This is a genomic window from Synechococcus sp. R6-10 (assembly GCF_047461815.1).
In the GTDB taxonomy this organism is placed as follows: Bacteria; Cyanobacteriota; Cyanobacteriia; order Thermostichales; family Thermostichaceae; genus Thermostichus.
On the sequence record NZ_JANSHW010000061.1, the window covers coordinates 1 to 14926 of the forward strand.

The 14926-nt window shown below is 60.2% G+C and carries 13 protein-coding genes, 1 tRNA gene and 1 pseudogene; 9 read left to right on the forward strand and 6 right to left on the reverse strand.

Features of this window, described 5'->3' with window-relative positions:
• The 3 genes and pseudogenes from NW837_RS01940 to NW837_RS01950 form a co-directional block, all read left to right on the forward strand.
• A pseudogene (locus NW837_RS01940) lies at positions 1-376 on the forward strand (nucleoside triphosphate pyrophosphohydrolase); the annotation flags it as partial.
• 404 nt (positions 377-780) lie between these two features.
• Positions 781-1740 carry a transglutaminase family protein gene (locus tag NW837_RS01945; RefSeq protein WP_414329034.1) on the forward strand — a complete coding sequence of 320 codons (960 nt, stop codon included), beginning with the start codon at positions 781-783 and terminating at the stop codon, positions 1738-1740.
• A gap of 92 nt (positions 1741-1832) precedes the next feature.
• Entirely contained in the window at positions 1833-2339 is a 507-nt protein-coding gene (locus tag NW837_RS01950) for a hypothetical protein (protein ID WP_011434437.1), read from the forward strand.
• A 9-nt stretch (positions 2340-2348) separates the two neighbouring features.
• Here NW837_RS01950 and NW837_RS01955 read toward each other — a convergent pair whose 3' ends face one another.
• Positions 2349-5096 carry a CBS domain-containing protein gene (locus NW837_RS01955; RefSeq protein WP_414329035.1) on the reverse strand — a complete coding sequence of 916 codons (2748 nt, stop codon included), beginning with the start codon at positions 5094-5096 and terminating at the stop codon, positions 2349-2351.
• 198 nt (positions 5097-5294) lie between these two features.
• Positions 5295-5843: a ribosome recycling factor gene (frr, locus tag NW837_RS01960; protein ID WP_011429597.1), complete on the reverse strand. Its 549-nt coding sequence runs from the start codon at positions 5841-5843 to the stop codon at positions 5295-5297.
• 237 nt (positions 5844-6080) lie between these two features.
• Here frr and NW837_RS01965 point away from each other — a divergent pair, with 237 nt between their 5' ends.
• Positions 6081-6659: a hypothetical protein gene (locus NW837_RS01965; protein WP_414329036.1), complete on the forward strand. Its 579-nt coding sequence runs from the start codon at positions 6081-6083 to the stop codon at positions 6657-6659.
• Between the two features lie 13 nt (positions 6660-6672).
• Here the strand turns inward: NW837_RS01965 and recR are convergent, their stop codons facing one another.
• Both recR and NW837_RS01975 read right to left on the reverse strand, forming a co-directional pair.
• Positions 6673-7272 carry a recombination mediator RecR gene (recR, locus tag NW837_RS01970; RefSeq protein WP_011434433.1) on the reverse strand — a complete coding sequence of 200 codons (600 nt, stop codon included), beginning with the start codon at positions 7270-7272 and terminating at the stop codon, positions 6673-6675.
• A gap of 35 nt (positions 7273-7307) precedes the next feature.
• Positions 7308-7643, reverse strand: a complete 336-nt coding sequence (locus tag NW837_RS01975) for a YbaB/EbfC family nucleoid-associated protein (RefSeq protein ID WP_011434432.1) — start codon at positions 7641-7643, stop codon at positions 7308-7310.
• 220 nt (positions 7644-7863) lie between these two features.
• Here NW837_RS01975 and NW837_RS01980 point away from each other — a divergent pair, with 220 nt between their 5' ends.
• Together NW837_RS01980 and NW837_RS01985 are read left to right on the forward strand one after the other, a co-directional pair.
• Complete coding sequence (locus NW837_RS01980) at positions 7864-8760, forward strand: carbohydrate ABC transporter permease (protein ID WP_414329037.1); 897 nt, start codon at positions 7864-7866, stop codon at positions 8758-8760.
• A gap of 18 nt (positions 8761-8778) precedes the next feature.
• Entirely contained in the window at positions 8779-10287 is a 1509-nt protein-coding gene (locus NW837_RS01985; protein ID WP_414329038.1) for a UbiD family decarboxylase, read from the forward strand.
• Here the strand turns inward: NW837_RS01985 and NW837_RS01990 are convergent.
• Positions 10284-11495: an ABC transporter permease gene (locus tag NW837_RS01990; RefSeq protein ID WP_414329039.1), complete on the reverse strand. Its 1212-nt coding sequence runs from the start codon at positions 11493-11495 to the stop codon at positions 10284-10286. The genes NW837_RS01985 and NW837_RS01990 overlap by 4 nt on opposite strands.
• Positions 11492-12865, reverse strand: a complete 1374-nt coding sequence (locus tag NW837_RS01995; protein WP_414329040.1) for an efflux RND transporter periplasmic adaptor subunit — start codon at positions 12863-12865, stop codon at positions 11492-11494. The genes NW837_RS01990 and NW837_RS01995 overlap by 4 nt, the downstream gene beginning before the upstream one ends.
• Before the next feature lie 178 nt (positions 12866-13043).
• Between NW837_RS01995 and rplS the strand changes: the two genes are divergently transcribed.
• The 3 genes from rplS to NW837_RS02010 all read left to right on the forward strand — a co-directional run bounded on the left by rplS (position 13044) and on the right by NW837_RS02010 (position 14446).
• Positions 13044-13409 carry a 50S ribosomal protein L19 gene (gene rplS, locus NW837_RS02000; RefSeq protein ID WP_041437725.1) on the forward strand — a complete coding sequence of 122 codons (366 nt, stop codon included), beginning with the start codon at positions 13044-13046 and terminating at the stop codon, positions 13407-13409.
• A 67-nt stretch (positions 13410-13476) separates the two neighbouring features.
• Positions 13477-13549, forward strand: a tRNA-Trp gene (locus tag NW837_RS02005).
• Positions 13550-13621: 72 nt separating this feature from the next.
• A complete protein-coding gene (locus tag NW837_RS02010) occupies positions 13622-14446 on the forward strand; it encodes a tetratricopeptide repeat protein (protein ID WP_414329041.1) in 825 nt (274 codons plus the stop codon).
• The last annotated feature ends 480 nt before the right edge of the window (positions 14447-14926 follow it).

Here is a 14926-nt window from a genome sequence, read left to right on the forward strand (position 1 = left end):
GAAAATTTCCTGCAAAGTGGTGGGGGCAGGGTTTGAGTGGCCAACGGTGGAGGGGATCTGGGCCAAGATCCGCGAGGAAGAAGCCGAGCTGCGTCGAGAATTGGAGAGGGATCCCCCCGATCCAACTCGGCAGGAAGCCGAACTGGGGGATCTGCTTTTTGCCCTGGTCAACTTGGGCCGTTGGTATGGCTTGGATGCTGCCCAAGCTCTAACCCAAACCAACCTGCGCTTTGCTCGCCGTTTTTTGCGCATGGAAGAGCTGGCTCAGGAACCAGCGGGATCCCTGCCCGGCGATGGCATAAGCTCCCTTCTGAAAGGACGCAGTTTCCAGGAGCTGGAAGTCCTCTGGCAACAGGCCAAGCAAGAATATCCCTAGTTTGGATATGGGGTTGAGCTGGCGCTGGCTTTGAGGGGGTATCCGCCCACACAGTCTTGGGGCAAGTTCTCTTTGTAGGGTAGGAGCTGTTCTGAGCACCTGTCTCTATGTCGGCTATGTCTCCAGTTTCTTTCCTTGAGCAGGCTGGGGCTTGGATTGAATGCCTGCCCACATGCCAGAATGCAGCAAACCCCCCTCGCTATGCTCCTGTACGGGCCGGGGAGTATATTCGCTCTAAGCTGAAGGTTTCGATGATTGGGGAGGCAGGGCAGAGCTCTCGGAGATCTCAAACTCAGATAAAGTTTCAAAGCTCCCCGGCAGAGGATACAGCTACCTCCTGGCTTTGATTCGAGAGCAGTTTGGGTTACCTGATCTCAAGGCTCGGCTGCCTGTGGTGAAACCTCTTGCCCGTCATTTGGCCTGTGCAAATTCAGATCCGCCATCTCATCGAATATCGCTACAGTCGTCCAGTCCAACTGGAGCCCCACACGGTGCGATTGCGACCGCGCTGCGACGGGATCCAAACTCTCCTGGCTTTTGAGTTGCAGGTGGATCCGCAGCCGGTGGGCCAATCGGCGCTGGTGGAGCTGGAGGGCAACGCGGCGGTTCGGCTCTGGTTTGGGGATCCCACCGAGCATTTGCGCATTCAAACTCAGGCCACGGTGCTCACCCTGCGGCAGAATCCCTTCGACTATCTCCTCTGCGATTGGGCCACCCATCTCCCCATCGACTATCCCAGCACGCTGGCAGCTCAACTACAGCCTTATCTGACGGCTCAGGCGGATCCCGGCGTCCAAGCCTTGGCCTGGGAGCTATGGGATCACGTGCAGGGGGAAACGACGGCTTTTCTGCCGGCGCTGAACCAGCGCATCTATTCAGAATGCCGCCACATCTTGCGGGAAAAGGGGGATCCCTGGCCTGCCGGCTTGACCTGGCATCGCAAAACCGGAGCCTGCCGCGATTTGGCCCTGGTGTTCATGGAGGTCTGCCGTACGGTAGGCTTGGCCGCGCGCTTTGTCAGTGGCTACCAGGTCAGCCCCTCGCAGCCTTCGGGGGAGAGCAGGGGTGGAGAACCCCCAGAGCCTGGGCGCCGTCATTTGCACGCTTGGGCGGAGGTGTACTTGCCGGGGGCCGGTTGGCGGGGCTTTGATCCCACCCAGGGGTTGGCCGTGGCCGATGGTCATGTGGCTTTGGCGGCCAGCGCTTACCCCAGAGATGCCGCTCCCATTTACGGCCATTGGCTGGGCAGGGGCGTTCACAGCAGCATGAGCTACACCATCCACATTCAGGCGGGATCTTCTGCGCAAAGCCAAGCCCAGCTTGCTGCAGACAGCCTTAGCACTTCACCAAAAGTTTGGGGCTGAAGCCGTAGAGCTTCAACTTGGCCGGATCCCAAAGCGGAAATTTGAGATAGCATAGCCTAGCCCAGATCTTGAGAATTTGCCGAGGGATCCCGTTGACCCAGTCTATTGATGTCCCCACCAGCGTTGATACGTTTTTGCAGGAGTTGGCCGCCATTCAGCAAGTTGGGCCGAAGCGAGTGGCCATCCTGGGCAGCCGTCATGTGCCCATTACCCACCAGTATTTGATCGAGACCCTCAGTTATGCCCTGGCCCTTACCGGCAATCAGATCCTCACCTCTGGGGCTATTGGCACCAACTTGGCCGTCATTCGGGGGGCGATGCGGGCGGACATGAAGTCCTTGACGGTGATCTTGCCGCAGAGTTTGGAGCGACAGCCGGCAGAGTCGCGGGCCAGCCTGGAGCAGGTGCTGCATCTGGTGGAGCATCCGGAAAACGACCATCTTCCCCTGGCGGAGGCCAGCCGCCTGTGCAACCTGGAGATCATCAGCAAGTGCCAGCAGTTGATCTGCTTTGTCTTCCACGACAGCGTCACGCTGCTGGATGCCTGCAAGCATGCTGAGGAACAACACAAGTTGGTCACTCTCTTCTATTTCGACTGATTTGCCCTTCTACTTTCTTCCTCGGTATTGAGCTTGCGGCAGGGGGAAGTGTTCTTGCAGCCAGGCTTCAGCTTCTGCCGGGGTGGTGAGTTCGCCGTTCAGGGTGAGGCAACGCAGTTGCTCCAAAATGGCTTGGAAGGGGCGACCTGGCTTATAACCCAGACGACGCAGATCGTGGCCGTTGAGCAGCGGCTTTACCCAGTACCACTCCTGCAAATAGCGCCAGATCAGCCGCCGGGCCGGCTTGGGGGCGATCCCAGCCAACAAAATCACCGCCGGGATCCGCAGCCCCTGCAGCAGTTGCACCACCTGGGCCGGAGAGAGGGTGCCGGGATCCAGTTGGGCCAACAGGGTTTGGTAATAGGAGGAATGGCTGAGGCGTTCGATGCCTGCTTGGGTGAGGTGGAGTTGGCTGGCCACCTGGGGGGCTTGGGGTAGGGTGAGGAGGAGAGCCTCTAGGCGCAGTTGCCAGATCTCCTGGGATCCCAGCTCAGGATAGCGGCGGCGAAAGTGATAAGCCCAGCGGCCCACCCGTTGCAACCGCCGGCACAGGGAGGGATCCCACTCCAGGTCGGGGTGAATACAGCGCAAAGCTCCCCATTCTGCCAGCCGCTCAAAGGCTTGGGGCCAATCGCGGGATCCGAGAATGTAGGCCAGCTCCTGCTTGAGGCGATCCCCGCCGACGGCATCGTGCAGACCACTGGCCACGGCAGCGCGGATCCATTTTTCTGTGGTCGAGTCCAGGGCGAAGCCCAAGCGCACCGCAAAGCGCACCGCCCGATAAATGCGGGTGGGATCCTCGATGAAGCTGTTGGGGTGTAATGCCCGGATGATCCCCTGTTGCAGATCTGCTTGTCCGCCGAAAAAATCCAGCACCTGTCCTCGCTGGGGGCCGTTGAGGCGCAAGGCCAAGGCGTTGATGGAAAAATCCCGCCGATAGAGGTCTTGCTGGATGGATCCCATGGCCACTTCGGGGGGAGAGGCCGGGTAGGGATAAAACTCCGTGCGGGCGCTGGCGATATCCACACAAAAGCCTCCTGGCCAGATCAAGGCCGCCGTTTGGAATTTGCCGTGGATCTCCAGCCGCGCTTCCGGGAAGTGCTGTTTGAGCGCTTGTCCCAAAATCAAGCCCCAGCCCGGGGGATCCGTCCCATCCAGGGCCGGAGAGTAGGGCCCATCCACCACCAAGTCCAGATCCAGCCGCTCCAGGTTGGGTGAGGGCTGCCGTCCCCACCGGTGCAGCAGCAGATCCCGCACCGTTCCCCCCACCAGATACAACCTCAGGCCCTTCTCATCGGCGATGTGGGCGGCCTGCTCCAGCAACTGTCGATGCCGCTCCGACAGGGCCGCGAAGGTGAGATCCAAAGGGCAGGAAAGGGTGGGCAAAGCCAACTGCGGTGAGAGGGCCGGCAACTCGTGTAGGTGCCGCAACACATCGGTGCGAGTTACAATGCCCACCAACTGTCCATCCTGGAGAACCGGCAGGCGGCCAATATCCCACTGCACCATCAACCGCTGAATCTCCGCCAAGGGGGTGTCGGGGGAGAGGGTTTTCACGTCGGTGGTCATGTAGCCCTTGACGGGGGCATGGCCAAACCCGTGATGCAGGGCGATATCGATATCCCGCCGCGAGATCACCCCCACCAGGCGACCTTGAGCGTCCACCACCACCAGGCCGGAATGGCCGTAGCGCAGCAGCACCCGCTGGGCCTCGTCGATGGTGATCTCCGGTCGGATGGTGCGCACCGGAGCCGACATCAAATCTTTGGCCGTCACCGGGGGCGGGATCCGCTCTTGGACAGCCTGCCTGAGGGCCGCCATGACTTGGGCCGGGTCGGGCAAAGGCTGCTCTGGGCTGGCTTTTAACGTGGCTGCTGCAGCACAATCGTGTCCACCGCCGCCGTAGAGGGCCATCACCCTGCCCAACTGGGCAAACTCCTGCCGCGCCCGCCCGATCAGGCTGAGCCGCTCCCCCTGCCGCGCCACCAAGAGCAGCACATCCACTCCCGTCAGATCCATCAGCCGCATCACCAGGCCAGCCAAGCCGGGCACAAACTCCGGCAGCTCCAGCAGCCACTCTCCCAGGCGATACTCCCCCACCTGCTGCACCTGCATCTGGGCCAACCCCTGGCTGAGCAGCTCGCGCATCTCTGGGGTGAGGCCATCCCCCAAAAAGCGCCGCAACAAGACCAGGTTCACCCCCTGATCCAACAGCCAGCTCAGGGCAGCAGCATCGCGGGCGGTGGTCTCCGGGAAGGTCAGGGATCCCGTATCCATGTGAATGCCCAAAGCCAGCGCCAGCCGCTCAAAAGGGCTGAGAGGGATCCCAGCAGCCTGCAGCCGCTCCACCAGCAAGGTACAGGTGGCCCCCACGGCCTCGATATGGCTGTTGACCTGCTGCTGCGGCCAAAAGTTATCCAGTGGACTGGGGTGATGGTCGAAAATCTCAATCTGCGCGCCGGGGACGCTTAACCAAGCGGCAGCTTTGCCCAAGCGATCCGGATCGTGACAGTCCACCACAATCCACCGCTGCACCTGTCCCGGATCCACAGAGCGCAACTCAATGAGGGGAAATTCATCTCGGTACAGGGCCAAAAACTCCTGCACCCCCGGCAGGGATCCCCCGGTCAAGGCAATGCGGGCACCCGGATACAGGCGGGCCGCTCCCACCGCCGCCCCCAGGGTGTCGAAATCCGCCGATTGATGGCACAGGATCAAATCCATTGCGGCAAGGTTTGTCGTATTCCGCTCTTCCATCCTGGCCCAAGCCAGGATCCCTCTTGTTGGAATTGGACGAGGAGAAACGAACGGCTGCCCGACTTCGAGGGGCAAGTGGAAACCTTGAAGTTTCGGGATGAGTGTCGAGTTTTGATCAAAAAATGGGGTCTTTAACCCCGTCCTACCGCTGCGCAGAAGCAATCCAGTAGCGTGGGGAGTTATGTCCACAAGGAGCTTTTACAGCGTCGTCAGCTCCTTTTCTTTTTCTGCCAGCAGCTCATCGATCTTCTTAATGTAGCGGTCAGTTAGTTTCTGGATGGCATCCTGCAAGCTTTTGGACTCATCTTCAGACAGCTCGCCATTTTTCTCTCGCTTGCGCACCGAGTCAATGCCATCCCGCCGGATGTTGCGGATCGAGACTCGCCCCTCTTCGGCCAGCTTGGCCACCTGTTTGCTCAGCTCTTTGCGCCGCTCTTCTGTCAGGGGGGGAATGGTGAGCCGCACCACCTTGCCGTCGTTGCTGGGGGTTAGACCTAGGTCAGAGGCAACAATGGCCCGCTCAATGGCCGCCAGGGTCGAGGGATCAAAGGGCTGGATCAAGAGAGTGCTGGAGTCTGGCGTGGTGAGGCTGGCCAGGGCCTTCAGGGGAGTGGGCACGCCGTAGTACTCCACCTGAATCCGATCCAGCAGGCTGGAATTGGCCCGCCCGGTGCGTACCGTATTAAAGGAGCGCTGTGTGGCTTGCACAGCTTTGTTCATCAACTCCTCAATCTCAGCTAGCTCCACGGGGTTTTCCTCGCTTTCAAAATCAGTTTCCAGATATCAGGCTCTGGCAGCAAACCTGGCCCCTCTACGGTGAGCCTGACCTCAATTTTACTGCCTTGTCTTAGGATCCCGTTCCCCAAAGCTGCACCTGCAGCTGGCGAATTTCCGCAAAATGCCCCCCAGTGGGATAGTACGAGCTCAAAGCTTTTCTTAGACTGGTCTGGACTTTACTGCACAATACAGGCACGACGAAGTTTTATGCCCTCTCGTCAAGTTTGTTCTTCAACGGCCCTAGCCTGGCTGATCGGCAGCTTGAGTCTCTTGGGTTTTGGAGCGGCTGCGGCAGCCTTAGAGCTGCAGATTGTCTCCCCCAATGCTTATAAAGTGCCCTACCTGGGAATTGATGGTGTTTTCACTCTGGATACGTCCCTGGAACAATCGGCCAACGATCCGCGCAATCCGAAGCGGGTGAAGTTCGAGAAGATGGAGTTTTTCTCCTTTTATGCCGACCTGGAAGGGAAAAAGCCCCTGGCGGAAAATTGTCGCTACGCCTATCGGGGGGCTGCGCCGGATCCCTTCTACTACCCTGAGCGCTCCTTAAGTTCCATCTGGGATTTGTTTCAGTTGCAGCCTGGAGCAGACGCCAGTTGCGAGACCTTCACCTATGTGATTCTGCGGGCACCCCACGGGGATCCGGTGCACATGCACCTGCGCTACGGAGGCCGCAACAGCAGCTTCCAGGAACTTCTGAATATCAGCACTCTGCCCGAGGATCCTGCCAACTTCAACCCCTGGTGGAGCACCTACTGCGCGGAGGGGGTAACCGGCTGCGATTGATGGGCTGGGCGGCTCACAACTCCTGCCGGGCTTCCAGGGCACGGGCCAGGGTGACCTCGTCGGCGTATTCCAGCTCGGATCCCATGGGCAGGCCGAAGGCCAGGCGGGTCATGCGCAAGGTGGGGGCAACCGGCTTCAGGTAATCCTTGACCACGTGCATGGTTACTTCCCCCTCTACGCTGGGGCTGATGGCAAAGATCAGCTCCTGCGGTTTTTCCCGTGCCACCCGGGCCACCAGCTCGCGGATGTGCAGTTGATCGACCCCGATCCCGTTCATGGGGGAGATGAGGCCGCCCAAAACGTGGTAGAGCCCCTTGAACTCGCGGGTGCGCTCCATCGCAATCAAGTCTTTGACGTCGGCCACCACGCACCACAGCGAGGGATCCCGCTGTGGCGAACGGCAAATCTCACAGGGATCCTCCGCTGACCAGTTGAAGCAGATGGAACAGTGCCGAACCGTCTGCTTGGCTTCTAGCAGGGCTTTGGCCAGGGCCTCGATCTCGCCGGCAGGCCGGTTGATCAAGTGGAGAGCTAGGCGCTGAGCGGTTTTGGAGCCAATGCCGGGCAGCCGTTGCAGCTCTTCGATGAGGCGAGCCAAGGGGCGAGTGTACATACAGAGTTAAGCAAGCGGGGTTAAGCAAGTGGGGCTCAACCCAGTCCCAACCCCGGCAGACTGATGTTTCCGGTCAGCTCTTCCATGCGTTTGCGCATCGTCTCAGCAGATTGGGTGTAGGCGTTCACCATTGCTGTCAGGAGCAAGTCTTCTACCACATCCACCGACTCCTGGAGCACTTGGGGATCCAGAGAGACCTTAAGGGGTTCTTGGTTGCCGTTTACCGTCACTTTCACCAGCCCATTGCCGGCTTCGCCGACGATCTCCATCTCCTCTAGCTCTTTTTGCAGCCTTTGAGCGCCATCGCGCACCTCTTGGGCTTTCTTGAGCGCTTCTTGGATTTTGCCGAAGGGGCCAAAGCCTCGAGTCATGGGATCCTCTCTTGGGTTATCCAGATACTGCTGTTCTACTCTACCCGTTTCCCCATCGCCGGTGAAAGCACTCGCAAGTCTGGGCAGAGGTGCTTGCACCGCTAACGCGACCGGTCTTCCTTAGGTTGCCCTTAACTCTGGCAGATTATCCTCACAAGAGAAGCCGAAGATCGACCCAGAAACTCCATCTGCTCATCAGCGTTTGCTGTCCGGAGGTGCTATGGCTCAATTGTTGCAGGATCCCCGATCTCAAGTGGCCCAGCCCAGTTCAACTCGGGTGGAGCCTTCTCCCTGGCGTTGGCGGCGCTGGATCCCGGAGCGTTGGTATGTGCATTTGGGCCTGGTGCTGGCCTGCTTGGTTCTGGGATTTCCGGTGTTGTACGCCCTGCTCGTGAGCACCCAGAACAATGCCGAGGTGTTCCGCTATCAATTGACCTTTGGCTCCTCTTTTGCCTTCAACTGGCATCAGGTGATGGTGGCGCGGCACTTGGGCCACTACATGGTCAACAGCACCATCGTGGCGGTGGCGATCACCGTGGGCAAGACGGTTTTGTCGCTGCTAGCCGGGCTGGCCTTTGTGTACTTCCGCTTTCCCGGCAAAGGGCTGGCCTTTGGCTTTGTGCTGATCACGCTGATGATGCCCACAGAAATCTTGATCATTGCCCTGCTGCGGTTGGTCACCAACTTGGGCTGGGGATCCACCTACTACGCTTTAATCGTGCCCTTTCTGGCCAGCGCCACGGCCACGTTTTTGTTCCGCCAGCATTTTTCCAACATTCCCCGCGAGCTGGCGGAGGCGGCCCAACTGGACGGGGCCAACCCGCTGCAATTTCTCACCCAGGTGCTGATCCCCTTGAGCTGGAACGCCATCGGGGCGCAGGCGGTGATTCACTTCGTTTACGCTTGGAATATGTACCTGTGGCCCCGCTTGATCGTGCAAGGCCGAGAGCGACAAGTGGTGCAGGTGGGGCTGCAATCCCTGCTCAATCTGGATAGCTCGGCCTCCTATGGCCCCATGATGCTGGGAGCGATCATCGCCAGTATCCCGCCGCTGCTGGTGTTTATTGCGCTGCAGAAGCCCTTCATGAGCGGGTTAGCCCTCAATCGCGACAAGTAAGCCCTTAGGTTCCCTTTCATGCCCAGAGATCTACGCCGTTTTATTGCTCTGCTGGAATCCCGTGGTCAGCTCCGCCGCATTTCGGCAGAAGTGGATCCGGATCTGGAAATTGCCGAGATTGCCGATCGCCTCTTGGCCTGCGGGGGGCCGGCGCTGCTGTTTGAGCGGGTGAAGGGATCCTCAATGCCGCTGCTCATCAACACCCTGGGCACGGTGGAGCGCATTTGCTGGGCTTTGGGAATGGAGCAGCCTCAGGATCTGGAGGAACTGGGGAAAAAGCTGGCCCTGCTTTACCAGCCGCGGCCACCGCGGAGCTTTGCCCAGGCGGTGGAGTTGGGACAGGCGCTGCTTAGCGTCTTCAAAGCGAGACCCAGCCGGGATCTGATCCCTCCCTGTCAGCAGGTGGTGCGGCGGGGAGAGGAAGTGGATCTCACCCAATTGCCCCTGTTGCGGGTCTACCCCGGCGATGCCGGACGGGTGCTGACCTTGGGCCTGATGGTCACCAAAGACCCGGAAAATGGGATCCCCAACGTGGGGGTGTACCGCCTGCAGTTGCAAAGCCGCACCACCATGACGGTGCAATGGCTGTCGGTGCGGGGGGCAACTCGGCATCTGCGCAAGGCGGCAGCCCTGGGCCAAAAGCTGGAGGTGGCAGTGGCGGTGGGGGTGGATCCGGTGGTGATTTTGGCGGCGGCCACACCTCTGCCGGTGGATCTGTCCGAGTGGCTGTTTGCCGGTCTCTATGCCGGAGAAGGGTTGCACCTGGCCCAGTGCAAAACGGTGGATCTGCAGGTGCCGGCTCATGCTGAGATCGTTTTGGAGGGCACCATCACCCCTGGGGAAGTGGCCCCCGACGGGCCTGCCGGAGATCACATCGGCTACTACGGCCCCCGCAACGAGCAGGCCCCTCTGATTCGCTTCCACTGCTTGACCCACCGCCGGGATCCCATCTACCTCACCACCTTCAGCGGCAAGCCCCCCAAAGAGAACGACATGATGGCGCTGGCCCTGAACCGCATCTACACCCCCATCCTCAGGCAGCAGGTGCCGGAGATCGTGGATTTCTTCTTGCCGATGGAGGCGCTGGGCTACAAGGCCGCTATTCTTTCCATCGACAAAGCCTACCCCGGCCAAGCGCGGCGGGCGGCTTTGGCTTTTTGGAGCGCCCTGCCCCAATTTAGCTACACCAAGTTTGTGATCGTGGTGGACAAGGATATCAATGTGCGGGATCCACGGCAGGTGCTCTGGTGTCTGTGTTCGCGGGTGGATCCGCAGCGGGATGTGTTTATTCTGGCGGACAACCCCTTTGACACCTTGGACTTTGCCACCGAAAAACGGGGTCTGGGGGGCAAGATGGGCATTGATGCCACCACCAAAATTCCCCCAGAAACCGATGCTCCCTGGCGGGATCCCCTCACTCCGGATCCAGAAGTAGCCCGCCTGGTGGATCGCCGCTGGGCGGAGTACGGCTTGGCGGATCTCAATTGGCAGCCGGCGGATCCCCGCCTGTTTGGATACGATCTCTAGGCCCGCAGGGCCTCAATGGGATCCAGTTGCGCCGCTTTGCGGGCCGGGAAAATGCCGAAGACCAGCCCAATCCCAGTGGAAAGGGAGAACGCCACTCCCACTGCCACCGCATCGACTTGGGTGGCCAAGGGGGTGAACACCTGCACCGCCACCAGCAGGCCGCTGCTGAGGAGGATCCCGAGCACCCCCCCGGTCACGGCAATGAAAATCGCTTCGGCGGCAAACTGCTGCAAAATCTGCCGGCTATCCGCCCCGATCGCCTTGCGCAGCCCGATTTCATGGGTGCGTTCCGCAACCGAGATAAGCATCACATTCATGATCCCCACCCCTCCCACCAGCAGGGAGAGGGCCGCCGTGCCCGTCAGCAGCACCCGCAGCAGGCTCAAAATCCTGGCCGACCCATCCAGGAGCACCTTTTGGTTGCGGATGATGAAGTCATCTTCTCCCACCAATTGGTGCCGCTGGCGCAGCAGGTTGCGGATTTGGAACTCGGCAGCAGGCAGATCGGCTTCAGAGCGGGCCGAGACGAAAATCGCCGTCAGCTCTGTGCCGTAGGGGGAACGCCGCCCGACCAACCGATTGGCCACCACGTCCACCGGCAGAAACACTCCGGCATCGCTGTTGCCAAACACCGTCGGCTTCGAGCGCAAAGTGCCGATTACCTCGAAGGGCAAGTTGTTCAGCAGGACGGTCTCCCCAATGGCAGCGGCAGGGTCCAGGCCGAACAACTGGCTGGCGGCATCGCTGCCCAGCACCACCACCGGGCGCTGTTCCTCGATATCCGAGGGCAAGAGGAAGCGGCCTGCCTCGATCTCTAAGTTCAAGACCGACAAGTACTCCGGCCAAGTGCCGGTGGCCTCATAGCGGCGATCCACTCCACCTCGCACAGCGCGCACATTGGTGCCCAGGCTGGGGACGGCTGCTGACACGGCAGGCACTTCCGCCGCAATAGCCCGTACATCCTCCAAGGTGAGGGGGCGGATGTTGCCGGCATCAGCTAGGCCCAAGTTGGCCGAAAAGACGATCAGCAAGTTGGTGCCCAGAGAGCGAAATTGATCCACTGCCATCTCTTGGGCAGCATAGCCAAATCCGGCAATGGCCACCACCGCCGCATTGCCGATGAGGATCCCGAGCATGCTCAGCCCGGTGCGCAGGCGATGTCGTCGCACCATTTGCCAGGCCATTTTGGCCGCCGTTGCCAGGCTCATGGCTGTTGCTCCGCTCTTTTAATCAAAGTCTCTAGGTTCACCCCAGGAGGCAGGGCAGTAAAGACCCGATCCCCTGCCTGCAGACCAGAGAGGATTTGGGTAACTCCACCCTGAGTGATGCCCGTTTCCACGCGGCGATAGACAGGTTGCCGGCTTTGGGGATCCAGCAGGAGCACGCCTTCCTGGCTTTCCTCCCGGAGGATAGCCACTGAGGGCACCGTCAGAGCCTGAGGCTGGGGATCCCCAATGAAATCCACCGAAACAGTCATGCCGGTGCGCAAAAAGTCGGCCCCAGGCTCCGGTTCAACGAAGACCCGAAAGACGGTTACCTCTCGCACCACCACGGTAGCAGGCGCAATCCGCTTCACCCGCCCCTGCACCAGGCGGTCGGGGTAGGCCAGGGAGCGGATCTCCACCGGCTGACCCACCCGCACCTGGGCAATCTGGGCTTCTGGCACTTCTGCCCGCACCTCAATTCCCTGAGCCAGCGCCAAAATGGAACTGGAAGAAGCTGCGGTGGCATCGGAAGCTGCTGTTGTGGGAGCTACAAAGGATCCCACCTCGGCAAAGCGCTGCACCACCACACCGGAAAAGGGGGCGCGGACTTCGGTGTCAGCCAACCGGGATTGCCGTTGGGCCAGCTCGGCTTGTGCCTGGGCAATTTGGGCTTGAATTTGCTGTAGGGTTTCCGGGCGGCTCCCCAGTTGCAATCGCTCCAACTCCTGTTGAGCAGCTCGCAAATCCGCTTGCGCTTGTTCCAGGCGGGCCGAGCGTTGATCCAGCTCGCTGCGGGCTACCACCCCCGCCTGCACCAGGGCCTGGATGCGCTCTAACTCCCTCTGAGCCAAGTCCACCTGCGACCGGGCAGCATCCACCCTGGCCTGGGCCGCCGCGATCACCTGGGGGCGCTCTCCGGCCTGTTGCTCCGCTAGACGGGCTTGCAGCTCTTGAATGCGGGCTTGGGCTTGGCGAATGCCACTGGCGAGATCGCCGTAGTCCATCCGGGCCAATAACTGCCCTGCCACCACTTCATCTCCCTGATCCACCAACAGTTCCGCCAGGCGACCCGACTCGCGAGGGCTGACATTCACCTGGCGGAGCGGCTGCACCTGGCCGCTCACCCGCAGGCGTTGGGTCAGATCCACCACTTGAACCGGTACCGTCAATCTTTCCAGCCGTTCTGCCCTCTGCTGCTGCAGCTGACGCTGGATCAGGAGACCGCTGCCCCCTAGGCCGGCCAACAGCAAGCCCAAGAGCATCCAACCGAAGGGAAATCTCTTGGGGCGGGGTTTGCTCTGGGGCAGAGGCTGATCTGCAGGCCTGGGAGTAGACAGGGATCCCGTCTTGGGCTCATCGGTGTGCAGGATCACAAAAGTCTCCCGTTTGTAACAAAAGCTTTATCTTTGTCTAGCCTATTGGAAAAATGGGGGAAGCGTAAACACAGTCTCCCACCTCTTGAGCTCTATGTCGGCCAGCTCTGTACAAAAAACAGCGACGATTGTTACCATGGTTAACTGCCGGTAGCGCGGGAAGGCCATGAACGTTCGCATCAACGCTGAGGAGATCATCCGCTCCATTGAAGCTGCCCAGATGAAGCCGGATCTGCCGGAGATTCGGGTTGGCGATCAGGTACGGGTGGGAGTTCGCATCCAAGAGGGGGGCAAGGAGCGGGTACAAGCCTTTGAGGGCACGGTCATTGCCATGCGCCACTCCGGCATTAACCGCACCATCACGGTGCGCAAGGTTTTCCAGGGAATCGGCGTGGAGCGGGTTTTCCTCATTCACTCCCCGCGCATCGAGTCGATTCAGGTGCTGCGGCGGGGTAAAGTGCGTCGGGCCAAGCTGTTCTATTTGCGGGATCGGGTGGGCAAAGCCACTCGTATCAAGGCTAAGGCAGAGAGCCCAGATAGTTGAGGAACAGCTCCTCTGAAAATTAGGTGTACCTGCTACACTGGGTAAGCGGGTGTAACCTTTGGCCAATGCGTCCTTAGTTCAGTTGGTAGAACGTCGGTCTCCAAAACCGGATGTCGGGGGTTCGAGTCCTCCAGGGCGCGCTAACCATCAGACCCCCTTCTGTGGCGATGGCTTCAGGTGGGGACACCCCATCCAAGGTGGTTTTTGCAGCCATGAAGTCCGTCAGTGTACCCAACCTACTCCCTGCGCTGCTGCTGGGGCTGCTGCTTTGGTTGGGGATCCCTATCTGGCCTGGATCGGGTGTGGTGGCAACGGCAGCGAGCCACAAGGTGGATCGCCAGATCGATCGACTGTTTGAGGAAGCCTTTGCTGCAACTCAGAGGGGAGATTTTGCCCGGGCGGAAACCCTGTGGACTCAACTGTTGCAGATCCAGCCGGACAACCCGGCCCTGTGGAGCAACCGGGGCAATGCCCGTGTCAGCTTGCACCAACTGCAGGCAGCTCTGGAGGATTACGCTGAGGCCATTCGTTTGGCCCCTGAGGCGCCGGATCCCTATCTCAACCGAGGGGCTGCTTTGGAGGGGCTGGGGCGGTGGCAGGAAGCAATTGCAGACTACGAACGAGTGTTGCAGTTGGATCCCAACGATGCGGCAGCCTACAACAACCGCGGCAATGCGGAAGCAGGGCTGGGCCAATGGCAACAGGCCTTGGCTGACTACCGCCGCGCCACAGAATTGGCTCCCGACTACGCCTTCGCTCAGGCCAACTATGCTTTGAGCCTCTACCAGGTGGGTGAAACAGAAGCTGCTCTGCGCTTGATGCGGGCTCTGGTGCGCAAGTACCCGAAGTTTCCAGATATGCGGGCTGCTCTCAGTGCCATCCTTTGGGCGCAGGGTCGGCAAGGAGAGGCCGAAAGTCATTGGGTGGCTGTGCAAGGGCTGGATCCCCGCTACGCCGACCTGGAATGGGTGAAAACCGTCCGCCGTTGGCCACCGGCAATGGTGGCAGCTCTGGAGCGTTTCCTTTCTCTCAAGTAGTGAGGCTTACGATTGCGGCGGAGGCACTCTGGGTCTTGACTCTGCGCATTGACGAAACGGTTGCTGGGGATCCCCGCAGCCAGAGTCTCAGGTTACATCCTGTCTGGGGGGATGGAGATTGCTAGATTGGGATCAAGCCGAGGGCGGATTCCAGCAGCAGGCTTAACCCAGAGCCAAGAGAGCGCAGAGGGATCCCAAAGGCTTTCAGCGAGCTGTGAAAAAAACTGTGTAAGGGATTGCTTCCTGCGACACCTTTTCGCCTTCTTCTTCGTCTGTTTCAGTCCTATCGCGGCGCGTGGTATCAACGTGAGTGCAATGGCTTGTTTCTCTCGCTCTTCTTCCTTCTTCCCTGATGGGAGAGGGAGGCTGCGAAATCACTGGAGCTGGGCAGGGCTGTTGCTCATGGTTCTGCAGCTTGGGCAACCCGCCGTGGCTCAGACGGAAACCCGAGTTTGGAGCGGAACCGGCCAAATTTTGAGC